The 12,147-nt window shown below is 74.6% G+C and carries 8 protein-coding genes; 2 read left to right on the forward strand and 6 right to left on the reverse strand.

What is annotated here, in order from left to right; translation table 11 throughout:
* Nucleotides 1-90: 90 nt before the first annotated feature.
* The 4 genes from ACFYYN_RS40475 to hrcA all read right to left on the reverse strand — a co-directional run bounded on the left by ACFYYN_RS40475 (nucleotide 91) and on the right by hrcA (nucleotide 6,487).
* Entirely contained in the window at nucleotides 91-3,366 is a 3,276-nt protein-coding gene (locus ACFYYN_RS40475) for a S41 family peptidase (RefSeq protein WP_500549794.1), read from the reverse strand.
* A gap of 87 nt (nucleotides 3,367-3,453) precedes the next feature.
* Nucleotides 3,454-4,191, reverse strand: coding sequence for a 16S rRNA (uracil(1498)-N(3))-methyltransferase (locus tag ACFYYN_RS40480; protein ID WP_500549795.1), 738 nt, complete (start codon nucleotides 4,189-4,191; stop codon nucleotides 3,454-3,456).
* Between the two features lie 140 nt (nucleotides 4,192-4,331).
* A complete protein-coding gene (gene dnaJ / locus ACFYYN_RS40485) occupies nucleotides 4,332-5,471 on the reverse strand; it encodes a molecular chaperone DnaJ (RefSeq protein ID WP_499511827.1) in 1,140 nt (379 codons plus the stop codon).
* Nucleotides 5,471-6,487, reverse strand: coding sequence for a heat-inducible transcriptional repressor HrcA (gene hrcA / locus ACFYYN_RS40490; protein ID WP_499511828.1), 1,017 nt, complete (start codon nucleotides 6,485-6,487; stop codon nucleotides 5,471-5,473). Before hrcA ends, dnaJ begins: the two co-directional genes overlap by 1 nt.
* 207 nt (nucleotides 6,488-6,694) lie before the next feature.
* Between hrcA and ACFYYN_RS40495 the strand changes: the two genes are divergently transcribed.
* Together ACFYYN_RS40495 and ACFYYN_RS40500 are read left to right on the forward strand one after the other, a co-directional pair.
* The gene (locus tag ACFYYN_RS40495) at nucleotides 6,695-7,429 is read left to right on the forward strand and encodes an MBL fold metallo-hydrolase (protein WP_500549796.1); all 735 of its coding nucleotides are present in this window, start codon (nucleotides 6,695-6,697) and stop codon (nucleotides 7,427-7,429) included.
* A gap of 30 nt (nucleotides 7,430-7,459) precedes the next feature.
* The gene (locus tag ACFYYN_RS40500; RefSeq protein WP_500549797.1) at nucleotides 7,460-8,290 is read left to right on the forward strand and encodes a DUF3097 domain-containing protein; all 831 of its coding nucleotides are present in this window, start codon (nucleotides 7,460-7,462) and stop codon (nucleotides 8,288-8,290) included.
* A gap of 1 nt (nucleotide 8,291) precedes the next feature.
* Here ACFYYN_RS40500 and hemW read toward each other — a convergent pair whose 3' ends face one another.
* A complete protein-coding gene (gene hemW / locus ACFYYN_RS40505; RefSeq protein ID WP_500322986.1) occupies nucleotides 8,292-9,524 on the reverse strand; it encodes a radical SAM family heme chaperone HemW in 1,233 nt (410 codons plus the stop codon).
* Nucleotides 9,525-10,230: 706 nt separating this feature from the next.
* Nucleotides 10,231-12,087: a SpoIIE family protein phosphatase gene (locus ACFYYN_RS40510; RefSeq protein ID WP_500549798.1), complete on the reverse strand. Its 1,857-nt coding sequence runs from the start codon at nucleotides 12,085-12,087 to the stop codon at nucleotides 10,231-10,233.
* Between the last annotated feature and the right edge of the window lie 60 nt (nucleotides 12,088-12,147).

Below are 12,147 nucleotides of genomic sequence, written 5' to 3' on the forward strand. Positions count from 1 at the left end.
GCGGTAGCGAGGGTGTCTATCTCGGTCGTCACACACTGAGACTGGACACCCTCGCCTCGTCTACGGGCCCAAACCCTTGGAATCGATCATCTAGGGCAACGGGGGCGCGGTACGGGCCGGATTGGCCTCCAGCGCCTCCAGGGCGATGCGCACGGCCTCGTCCAGCTGCGGGTCGCGCCCGGCGGCCCAGTCCTGCGGGGTGTGGACGACCTCCACGTCCGGGTCGACACCGTGGTTCTCCACGTCCCAGCCCACGCCCTCCAGCCACGTGGCGTACTTCGGCTGGGTGACCAGCGTCCCGTCGACCAGGTGGTAGCGGGAGTCGATGCCGATGACGCCGCCCCAGGTCCTGGTGCCCACCACGGGCCCGATCCCCAGCGCCTTGATCGCCGCGTTGACGATGTCGCCGTCCGAGCCGGAGAACTCGTTCGCGACGGCCACGACGGGCCCGCGCGGAGCGTCCAGCGGGTAGCTGAAGGCGGGCAGCCCGCGCGGCAGGTCCCAGCCCACGATCCGCCGCGCCAGCTTCTCCACGACCAGTTGGGAGGTGTGGCCGCCGCGGTTCTCCCGCACGTCCACGACCAGACCCTCCCGGGTGACCTCCACGCGCAGGTCGCGGTGGATCTGGGCCCAGCCGGAGCCGACCATGTCGGGCACGTGCAGGTACCCCAGCCGTCCGCCGGACAGCTCGCGCACGTACGCCCGGCGCCCGGTCACCCAGTCGTGGTAGCGCAGCGGCTCCTCGTCCCCGATGGGCACGACGACGACATGGCGCACCGCCCCGCCGTCGGCCGGGCCGACGGTGAGCTCCACGGGCTTGCGCACGGTGCCGAGCAGCAGCGGGCCGGGGCCGGCCAGCGGGTCCACGGGCCGTCCGTCCACCGCGAGGATCGCGTCGCCGGCGCGGACCGCGACGCCCGGCGCGGCCAGCGGGGACCCGGCCCGGGGGTCGGAGGTCTCCGAGGGCAGCACGCGCTCCACCCGCCACACGCCGTCCGCGTCGCGGGCGAGGTCCGCGCCGAGCAGGCCCTGGCGGTTCAGCGCGTCACCGCGGCCGCCGGGCGGGGTGACGTAGGCGTGCGAGGTGCCGAGCTCGCCCGCCACCTCCCAGAGCAGGTCGACGAGGTCGTCGTGGGTGGCGACCCGGTCCAGGACGGGCCGGTAGCGCTCGCGCACGCCGTCCCAGTCGACGCCGCCCATGTCGGCGCGCCAGAAGTTGTCCCGCATCAGCCGGTGCGACTCGTCGTACATCTGACGCCACTCGGCCTGCGGGTCCACGGTGACGCGGACCCGGGAGAGGTCGACGGTCACGTTGCTGTCGGTCTCGTCGTCGGACGGTGCCGACTTGTGGTCGGCCGCCGCCACCCGCAGCCGGTGACCGGACGTCACCAGCACCTTGTTGCCGTCCCCGCTGACGGCGTAGTCGTCGGCGTCGTCGGCGATGTCCTCCACGCGCAGCTGCTTGAGGTCGTACCGCTCCAGCGCGGTGGACGGCGGCTCGGCCTCGGGCGAGGCCAGGCTCGCCCCCAGGACGCCGCGCACGGGGTGCCGGAGCCACAGGACGCCGTCCTTGGCCGCGCGCAGCGTGGAGTAGCGGGCAGCCTCCACCGGGAAGGGCACGATGCGGTCGGCCAGGCCCTCGGCGTCCACCTTGGTGACGGGGGTGCGGTGCCGGTCCTCGCCGTCCTCCTTGCGGGAGTCCTTCTTGCCCTCGTCCTGGCCGCGGTCGTCGCCGTCCTTGTCCTCGGACGAGGAGTCGACCGGCCGCCCGTGGCGCTGCGGGCCGAAGGGCGAGGGCGTGGTGGCGGCGAGCGTGATCAGGTGGGGGCGGCAGGAACCGAGGAAGGCGAGGTCGAAGACGTGCTCGTCGTAGACCGGGTCGAAGGAGCGCTCGGACAGGAACGCCAGGTGCTTGCCGTCGGCGGTGAAGGCGGGCGAGAAGTCCCGGAAGCGCAGCGGGGTCGCGTCGACGACGGCGAGGTCGGCGGTCGAGGCGAGCTTGAGCTGGCGCAGCGGGTCGGGACCGGCGTGCGACCACGCGAGCCAGGCCGAGTCGGGCGAGAAGGCGAGGCCGCTCGCGGGGCCGTGCTCGCCCTCGACGACGGTGCGGACCTCACCGGTCTGGGCCTCGACGAGCAGCACCCGGCCGTCGTGCGAGGCGACGGCGATCCGGTGGCCGTCCGGGGAGACGCTCATGGACAGGACCCGGCCGAGCCGCCCCGCGGCCAGCCTGCGGGGCGCGGTCGTGCCGGAGCCCGCCGCGGGGGCGATCTCCAGCGCGTCCTCGCCCTCGGCGTCGGTGACCCAGACGACCTGCTGGTCGCCCTCGCCGCCGAACACCCGCGGCAGCCGCGTGCGCACCCCCGGCTCGGCGGACAACGCCCGCGCCGGGCCGCCGCGGTGGGTGACCCAGTGCGTGGTGCCGCGGATCTCCACCGCGCTGCCACGGCCGGTGTGGTCGGGCCGGGCGTCGCCGAGGTGGTGGGCCGCGTGGACCGGGTGCGGCTGCAGGTCGGCACGCTGGCCGCCGAGGCGTACCTCGACCGGGCGGGCCTGCGCGCCGTCGAGGTCGTCCAGCAGGAACAGCCGGCCGGTGCTGGTGTAGACGACGCGGGTGCCGTCGGTGGCGGCCTGCCGCGCGTAGAAGCCGCCGTCCTCCACGGCGGTGTGCCGGCGCAGGTCGCCGCCGTCGGGGAGGCTGGAGTAGAGCGCGCCGACGCCCTCGTGGTCGGAGAGGAAGGCGATCCTCTCCCCCACCCACATCGCGCACTCCAGGTTGCCGTCCAGGCCGGCGTGGATCCGCTCGAACTCCCCGTCGCCGGTGCGGTCGATCCACAGCTTGCCCGCGGTGCCGCCCCGGTAGCGCTTCCAGGCCGCGGCCTCGCGGCCCATCGTGGCCGACAGCAGCAGCACGGCCCCGTCCGGCCCGTGGGCGACGTCGCCGACCGGCCCGTACGGCAGCGTCGACGCGGGACCGCCGTCGACCGGGATCGCCCGCGCCCAGCTGCGGCGCAGCGACGCCTGCCCGGACGTGCTGATGGCCAGTACGTCGCCGCCGGGCGTCCAGCCGCGCACGGAGGTGCGGCCGCTGCCCCAGTACGTCAGGCGTTTCGACGGCCCGCCGTCGGTGGCCGCGACGTGCACCTCGGGTGCGCCGTCCCGCGTGGAGGTCCACGCGATGAGCGCCCCGTCGGGGGAGAACCGCGGATGGCCGACGGGCATGTTGTCCGCGCTGACCCGCCAGGCCCGGCCGGCGCCGTCCAGCGGGGCGGCCCAGACGTCGTCCTCGGCGGTGAAGGTGATCAGGTCACCGTGCAGGTGCGGGAAGCGGAGGTACGCGGGGTGCGAAGGCTGCGGCTGCGTCACGTCGTCACACTAACCACCCGGCGCCCTGCTGGTCAGGGGTTTTCGATCTCATTGCCCGCCGGGGGGGATTCCGGCCCGGCGGCCGCCTCAGCCCCAGCGCCCGGTGCGGCCGAGCAGGAGGGCGGTCGCGGCGACGCCGGCGGTGGAGGTGCGCAGGACACTGGCGCCGAGTCGGTACGGCTTGGCACCGGCCGCGGCGAAGGCGTCGAGCTCCTCCGGGGAGACCCCGCCCTCGGGGCCGACGACGAGCACGACGTCACCCTCGGGCGGCAGCGGGGCCGCGGCGAGCGGCTCGGAGCCCTCCTCGTGGAGGACCGCGGCGAACGCCGCACCGGACAGCAGCCCGGCGACCTGACGGGTCGTCATCATCTCGGCGACCTCGGGGAACCTCAGGCGCCGGGCCTGCTTGGCGGCCTCGCGGGCGGTGGAACGCCACTTGGCCAGGGACTTGGCGCCGCGCTCGCCCTTCCACTGGGTGATGCAGCGCGCGGCGGCCCACGGCACGACCGCGTCGACGCCGACCTCGGTCATGGTCTCGACGGCGAGTTCCCCGCGGTCGCCCTTGGGCAGCGCCTGGACGACGGTGATCCGCGGGCGGGGCTCGGCCTCCTCGCGGACGTCGGCGACGGCGACCTCGAGCGTGTCCTTGCCGTCGACGGCCGCCACCGTGCCGTACGCGCCGCGTCCCAGGCCGTCGGTGAGCACGATCTCCTCGCCGACCCGCAGCCGGCGCACGGACACCGCGTGCCGCCCTTCGGGGCCGGAGAGGGTGATGCGGTCCGTGCCCAGCGCTCCGGGTTCGACGACGAAGACGGGTGCGGTCACGGCGCGGTCCTCGGGGAGCGGTGGGTCAGGGCGGCCATGCGGCCATCGTTTCACGGCACGCGACGGCCCGCGGTCCAGGGTGTCCACCCCGGACCGCGGGCCGGTGGGCGGCCGGGCCCCGTCGGCCCGGCCGTGTCGTGCTAACGCCCGTTGAACGCGTCCTTCAGGCGGGAGAACAGGCCCTGCTGGCCCGGCTGGAACTGCCCCATGGGCCGTTCCTCGCCGCGCAGCTTCGCCAGGCGGCGCACCAGCTCCTCCTGCTCCGGGTCGAGCTTGCCCGGGGTCTGGACCTCGACGTGCACGATGAGGTCGCCCCGGCCACCGCCCCGCAGGTGGGTGATGCCGCGCTGGTGGAGCGGGATCGACTGGCCGGACTGCGTCCCGGGCCTGATGTCGATCTCCTCCAGCCCGTCCAGGGTCTCCAGCGGGACCTTGGTGCCCAGCGCCGCGGCCGTCATCGGGATGGTGACGGTGCAGTGCAGGTCGTCGCCGCGCCGCTGGAAGACCTGGTGCGGCAGCTCGCGGATCTCGACGTACAGATCGCCGGCGGGGCCGCCGCCGGGGCCGACCTCGCCCTCGCCCGCGAGCTGGATGCGGGTGCCGTTGTCGACACCGGCCGGGATCTTGACCGTGAGCGTGCGCCGCGACCGGATCCGGCCGTCGCCCGCGCACTCCGGGCACGGGGTGGGGACGACGGTGCCGAAGCCCTGGCACTGGGGGCACGGCCGGGAGGTCATGACCTGGCCCAGGAAGGACCGCGTGACCTGCGAGACCTCACCGCGGCCGCGGCACATGTCACACGTCTGCGCGGTCGTGCCCGGGGCCGCGCCCTCGCCGTGGCAGGTGTTGCAGATGATGGCCGTGTCGACCTGGATGTCCTTGGTCGTGCCGAAGGCCGCCTCGTCCAGCTCGATCTCCAGCCGGATCATCGCGTCCTGGCCGCGCCGTGTGCGCGAGCGCGGACCGCGCTGGGACGCCGTCCCGAAGAAGGCGTCCATGATGTCGCTGAAGTTGCCGAAGCCCTGGCCGAAGCCCGCGCCTGCGCCCGCGCCGCCGCCGTTGGCCGACAGCGGGTCGCCGCCGAGGTCGTAGACCTGCTTCTTCTGCGGGTCCGAGAGCACCTCGTAGGCGGCGTTGATCTCCTTGAACCGCTCCTGGGTCTTCGGGTCCGGATTGACGTCCGGGTGCAGCTCGCGCGCAAGACGGCGGAAGGCCTTCTTGATCTCGTCCGGGCTTGCGTCGCGGCGTACGCCGAGCACGGCGTAATAGTCCGTGGCCACTACGACTCCGCCAGGATCTGTCCGACGTAACGTGCCACTGCGCGTACCGCTCCCATCGTTCCGGGGTAGTCCATGCGGGTCGGTCCGACCACGCCGAGTTTCGCCACCGCCTCGTCGCCCGAACCGTAGCCGACGGAGACGACCGATGTGGAGTTCAGGCCCTCATGGAAGTTCTCGTGACCGATTCTCACCGTCACGCCCGAGTCCTTGGCCTCGCCCAGCAGCTTGAGGAGCACCACCTGCTCCTCGAGCGCCTCCAGCACCGGGCGGATCGTCAGCGGGAAGTCGTGCCCGAAGCGGGTCAGGTTGGCCGTGCCGCCGAGCATGATCCGCTCCTCGGTCTCCTCGACCAGGGTCTCCAGCAGTGTGGCGAGGACCACCTGGACGGAGGGCCGGTCGTCGGGCTCGAAGCCCTCGGGGAGCTCCTGCACCAGCGGCGGGACGTCGCTGAACCGGCGTCCCACCACCCTGCTGTTCAGCCGGGCGCGCAGGTCGGCCAGGACGGTCTCGCCGACCGGCGCCGGGGCGTCCACCAGCCGCTGCTCCACCCGTCCGGTGTCCGTGATCAGCACGAGCATGATCCGGGCCGGGGCGAGCGCGAGCAGCTCGACGTGGCGCACGGTCGAGCGGGTGAGCGACGGGTACTGGACGATCGCGACCTGCCGGGTCAGCTGCGCCAGCAGCCGGACCGTGCGGGCCACCACGTCGTCGAGGTCGACGGCGCCGTCCAGGAAGTTCTGGATGGCCCGGCGCTCGGCGCCGGACAGGGGCTTGACGCTGGTGAGCCGGTCGACGAAGAGCCGGTAGCCCTTGTCGGTCGGCACGCGGCCCGCGCTGGTGTGGGGCTGCTGGATGTAGCCCTCGTCCTCCAGCACGGCCATGTCGTTGCGGACGGTGGCCGGGGAGACGCCGAGGGCGTGCCGCTCGGTGAGCGCCTTCGAGCCGACCGGCTCCTCGGTGCCCACGTAGTCCTGGACGATGGCACGCAGCACTTCGAGCCGTCGTTCGCTGAGCATCGCGCACCTCCAGTCGCTCGGTCACCGTGCGGGTCGTGTCGCCCCCGTGGCCTGGCACTCCTCTTCCCTGAGTGCCAGTTTTCCCCAAGTCAGTGTACGGCGGGGTGGCAAGACCTCGGCAAGGGCCGTCCACGGGTCCGGCCCGGGGGCGTCCTTGACCGGCCACCGTAGCGGGCGAGAGGCGTCCCGCGGGGATACCGTCGCGTTGTGGAGACCACACCGACCGCACCGGACTCCCCCGGCGGCTGGGAGCAGCTCGCACCGGGGGTGGCGCGGCGGCGGCTGCCCTTCCTCGACGTGACCGTCGGGGTCGTCGTCGGCGACGAGGGCGTGCTGCTGGTCGACACGGGTTCCTCGGTCCCCGAGGGTGCCGGACTGCGCCGGGAGGTGCGCGAACTGACCGGGCGGGACGTGACGCACATCGCATTCACCCACGGCCACTTCGACCACGTCTTCGGCGCCGCCGCCTTCGAGGGCGTCCAGGTCTTCGGGGAGATGACCCTCGACGCCTACCTCGACCGCGAGCGCTTCTCGCTGGGCCTGGACGCGGTCGAGCACGGCGCCGGCAAGGCCGAGTCCGCACGGGCCGCGGACGCCCTCGTACGCCCCGGCCACCTCGTGGACGGCTCCTACGAGCTCGACCTCGGCGGCGACCGCCAGGTCCTGCTGGTCCACCCGGGTGAGGGCCACACCACCCACGACCTGGTGGTGGTCGTGCCGGGCACGCCGGCCGTGGTCTTCTGCGGGGACCTCGTCGAGGAGTCCGGCGAGCCCCAGGCCGGCCCCGACGCCGCCCCGCACTCCTGGCCCGCGACCCTGGACCGGCTGCTGCGGCTGGGCGGCGAGACCGCGCTGTACGTGCCGGGCCACGGCGCCGTCGTCGACGCCCGCTTCGTCCGCGCCCAACGGGACGCGCTCTCCGCCCGGTTCGGATCCGCCTGAGCGCCGGCCCGCGCGGATACGATCCCTGGCATGCGCAGCCGCAACTACGACCCCGACCTCACCCCGCCGTGGAAGCGTCCCGCCACGCCCGCACCCGAGGTCGCGGCCGAACGGGACCTGGTGGTGGAGGAGGTGTCCACCGGCTACTGCGGCGCGGTCGTCCGCTGCGAGAAGACCGCCGAGGGCCCGACGGTCACCCTGGAGGACCGCTTCGGCAAGCACCGCGTGTTCCCGATGACGCCCCGCGGCTTCCTCCTGGAGGGCCGCGTGGTCACCCTCGTACGCCCCTCCGCCGCCGCCCCCGCGACCGGCCCCCGGCTGACCGCCTCCGGCTCCCTCGCGGTCCCCGGCGCCCGCGCCCGGGTCGCCCGCGCCGGCCGGATCTACGTCGAGGGCCGCCACGACGCGGAACTGGTCGAACGCGTCTGGGGCGACGACCTGCGCGTCGAGGGCGTCGTCGTCGAGTACCTGGACGGCGTCGACGACCTCCCGGCCATCGTCGCCTCCTTCGCCCCCGGCCCGGACGCCCGCCTCGGCGTCCTCGTGGACCACCTCGTCCCGGGCAGCAAGGAGTCCCGCATCGCCGCGGAGGTCACCGGCGAGCACGTCCTGGTCGCCGGCCACCCCTACATCGACGTCTGGGAGGCCGTGAAGCCCTCCTCCGTCGGCATCCCCGCCTGGCCGGCCGTCCCCCGCGGCCAGGACTGGAAGACCGGCGTGTGCCGCGCCCTGGGCTGGCCGGAGAACACCGGCGCCGCCTGGCAGCGCATCCTGGGCGCCGTCCACTCCTACCGGGACCTGCAGCCGGAACTGCTGGGCCGCGTGGAGGAACTGATCGACTTCGTCACGGCCCCGGGCTGAGTCAGTCGACCAGGTCCCTGACGACGGCGTCGGCGAGCAGGCGGCCGCGCAGGGTGAGGACGGCGCGGCCCTCGCGGTAAGGACCGGCCTCCAGGAGGCCGTCCCTCACGGCGAGCTCCGCGGCCCCGGCACCCGCCGGGGCCAGCAGGTCGAGCGGGCAGCCGTCGGACAGCCTCAGCTCCAGCAGGATCCGCTCCACACGGCGGTCCTCCGCCGCCAGCACCTCACGGCCCGCCCCGGGACTGCGGCCTTCCGCGAGCGCCGCCGCGTACGCCGCCGGGTGCTTGACGTTCCACCACCGCACCCCGCCCACGTGGCTGTGCGCGCCCGGCCCGGCGCCCCACCAGTCCGCGCCGGTCCAGTACAGCTCGTTGTGGCGGCACCGGGCCGCGTCCGAGGTCGCCCAGTTCGACACCTCGTACCAGCCGTAGCCGGCCGCCGCCAGGCGCTCCTCCGCGATCAGGTAGCGGTCCGCGTGCACGTCGTCGTCCGTCATCGGCACCTCGCCCCGCCGGATCCTGCGCGCCAGCTGCGTGCCCTCCTCCACGATCAGCGCGTACGCCGACACGTGGTCCGGCCCCGCGCCGATCGCGGCGTCCAGCGACGCCCGCCAGTCCTCGTCCGACTCCCCGGGCGTGCCGTAGATCAGGTCGAGGTTGACGTGCTCGAACCCCGCCGCCCGCGCCTCCGCCACGCACTGCTCCGGACGGCCGGGCGTGTGCCGCCGGTCCAGCACCTGCAGCACGTGCGGCCGGGCGCTCTGCATCCCGAACGAGACCCGCGTGTACCCCCCGGCCCGCAGTTCCTCCAGGTACGCCGGGTCCACGGACTCCGGGTTCGCCTCCGTCGTGACCTCCGCGCCCTCCGCCAGGCCGAACTCGTCACGGATGGCCCCCAGCATCCGGGCCAGGTCCGCGGCCGGCAACAGGGTGGGGGTCCCGCCGCCCACGAACACGGTCTCCACGCGGCGGGGGTCGTCACCCAGCACCTTGCGGGCCAGCCGGATCTCGTCGACCAGGGTGTCCGCGTAGTTCTCCCGGGAGGCGAGCACGCCGCCGGTGCCGCGCAGCTCGGCGGCGGTGTAGGTGTTGAAGTCGCAGTAGCCGCAGCGGGTCGCGCAGTACGGGACGTGCAGGTAGAACCCCAGCGGGCGGGACTCCGCGCCGCGCAGGGCGGTCGGCGGGAGCGCGCCGTCCTCAGGCATGGGCTCCCCGTCGGGCAGTACGGATGGCATGCGTCCCATTGTCCGCCATCCCCCGCGCGGGCTCCGCCGCCGCCCTGCGGTGCCCCTCGCGGCCGGCTGTTGCGTGCGGGTTGTTTGCGCCTGCGGCGGGCGGTTTCCCCGCCGCCCGCCCGATTGCCCGGCGCGGTCAGTGCGGGCCTGCGCACTGTTGGGTTGGGGTCGGTGCCGCGCCGGCGCACGTCCTCAGCGCTCGCGGTTTACCCCTGCAATATTCGGTGCCGGGTCCCCCGCTCGTCGCTTCCGGGCGCACCCCGCCACACCCCCTCCCGTCGAAAGGGCGCGTGACGGCCGGTGGGGGTTCTGGAAAGGCACTTGCGGCGGACCCCGGACCGCCTTCTGACCCCTACCGGCCGTTACTGATGATCTCGGCGGGATGTCGCGCTCGCGTCGACCGTCGACGCAGTTCAAGGCGCTGCGCCGGGCGCCATCACGCCAGGAATCTCAATAGTCGCCCCGATAACCGGAGGGGGTGTGCCGGGGTGCCCCCATGGGGGTCCCCCCGGCCGAAGGCTGTGGGGAGACGAGCGGAGCACGCGGCGCCCGACGATGTAGGGCAGCGCCGCGAGCGCCGAGGTGGGGGTCCCCCCGGCCGGGGGCTGGGGGAGGGCAGGAGGGCGGGGGAGAAACCGCAACCGCAACGGCGCCGCACACAACAACGGGCCGCAAGGGGCACCCCCCGCACACGGCGAACGCACTCTCACTGGGCCTGAAGCACAAGCACCGCGAGATCATCATCCGGCGGCGCCACGTCGTACTCGTGCACCGCCCGCCGGACCCGCTCCGCCACCCCCGCCGCCCCCAGCCCGGCGCACGCCGCGAGCACGGCCGCGAGTCCGTCGTCGTCGTCGAACTGACGGCTCCCGTTCCGCCGCTCCGTCACCCCGTCCGTGACGCACAGCAGCGTGTCCCCGGGGGCCAGCCGGAACGATTCGCTGCGGTACCGCGCGTCGTCCGTGATCCCGAGCAGTATCTGCGGCGCCGCCGCGGGCCGTACCGCGCCGCCTCCCGTGAGGAGCAGCGGAAGGGGGTGCCCGGCGCTGGCCAACGTGCACAGGGCACCGCCACCCGCACCACCGCCCGCCGCGCCCTCCCCCGCCCCCTGCGGCCCGTCCGGACCCTCCGGGACGATCTCCCCGTACAGCAGGGACAGGAAGCGCGGCCCCGCGTCCCACCCCGGCCCGAGCGCGTCGCCGAGCGTGGCGGCCGCGGCCTCGTCCGACAGCGCGCGGTTGAGCCGGTCGAGGACCTCCGCGACGCCGTACCCCTCGCGCGCGAGGAGCCGCATGACGGGCCGGGCGAGGCCGGTGACCGCGGCGGCCTCGGGGCCGTGGCCCTGGACGTCGCCGAGGGCGAAGCACCAGCGGCCGCCGCCCGCGGGGAAGAGGTCGTAGAAGTCGCCGCCGACGACGTCGGCACGCGTGGGCTCGTAGACGACGGCCGTGTCGACGCCCGGCACCGCGCCGAGCCCCGCGGGCAGCAGGCCGCGCTGCAGGACCCGGCTGATCATGGCCTGCCGCGTGTACTGGCGGGCGGTGCCCACCGCGAGGGCGACGCGGCGCGCGAAGTCCTCGATGAGACCGATGACCTCGTCGGGGAAGCGCATCAGCCCCGTGCGTCCGAGGAGCAGCGTGCCGTGCCGGCGGCCCCCGGTGACCAGGGGGCAGGCGAGGGCCGCGCCGACCGCTTCCACGCCGTGGGCGACGGCTGGCCACGGCCAGGGCACTGCGCCGGGGCGGGAGCCGGGCGGCGGCGGTTCCTTCTCCAGCACCATGCGGAGCGCGTCGATGCGGCCCTCCGCCGCGTGCCAGACGCGCGCCAGGCGCGGCTCGGAGCCCTCGGGCCCGTCCCCGGTGAGCCAGACGGCGCACCAGTCGGCGAGCCGGGGCACCAGCAGCTGCCCGGCGAGGGAGGCGACCATGTCCTCGTCGAGCTGCCCGGCCAGCAGGTCGGAGGCCTCGGCGAGGAAGGAGAGCGAACCACGGTTGATCCACTCGCTGTCGTACCGCCGCGGGAGGCGGTGCGCCATGGGCGCGAGGATCTCGGTGGCGCGCAGTCCGCGCAGCAGGGCTCGCTCGGCCTCGGGCGCCGGCGGCAGCGTCTCCCCGGGTCCGCGGGCGGCGGCCAGCCGGCACCAGATGGTCTTGAGGTCGCGCCGGTAGGTGATGCCCCACTCCTCGGAGAGCGCGGAGACGAGCTGCAGGCCGCGCCCGCCGTCCCGGCCCTCGCGGGCGAGTTCGGCCCGGTCGCGGACGACCCGGGCGGGGTGGTGGTCGGAGACCTCGACGACGAGGCCGCCGTCCTCGCGTGCGCCGGGTGCCGCGCTCTCCAGCCGGCAGAGCAGCTCGACCGTGGTGCCGGCGTGGATGACCGCGTTCGTCACGAGTTCGCTCACGAGCAGCACCGCGTCGTCCACGAGGTGGTCACCGATGCTCTCGGCCGGCCAGGGCTCCTCGGTGGTCCACTCGGCCAGCGCGGCGCGGACGAACTTCCGTGCCGCGGAGGCCGCCAGCTGGTTGCCGGGCAGGCTGGTACGGGAAACGAACTCCCGTGGCATGGAATCTGGCCCCACTGTGCGGCTCCCGAGCAGATCCGGCATTGCGCCCTTAACGGCACG

It is taken from the genome of Streptomyces sp. NPDC001902, assembly GCF_042891295.1.
GTDB lineage: Bacteria > Actinomycetota > Actinomycetes > Streptomycetales > Streptomycetaceae > Actinacidiphila.

What these genes read in the sequence shown, in the direction of transcription:
- hrcA (WP_499511828.1), bottom strand. Translation starts at nt 6,487, where the DNA reads ATGCTCAGCGAACGACGGCTCGAAGTGCTGCGTGCCATCGTCCAGGAC.
- ACFYYN_RS40500 (WP_500549797.1), top strand. Translation starts at nt 7,460, where the DNA reads ATGCGCAGCCGCAACTACGACCCCGACCTCACCCCGCCGTGGAAGCGT.
- hemW (WP_500322986.1), bottom strand. Translation starts at nt 9,524, where the DNA reads ATGCCATCCGTACTGCCCGACGGGGAGCCCATGCCTGAGGACGGCGCG.
- ACFYYN_RS40510 (WP_500549798.1), bottom strand. Translation starts at nt 12,087, where the DNA reads ATGCCACGGGAGTTCGTTTCCCGTACCAGCCTGCCCGGCAACCAGCTG.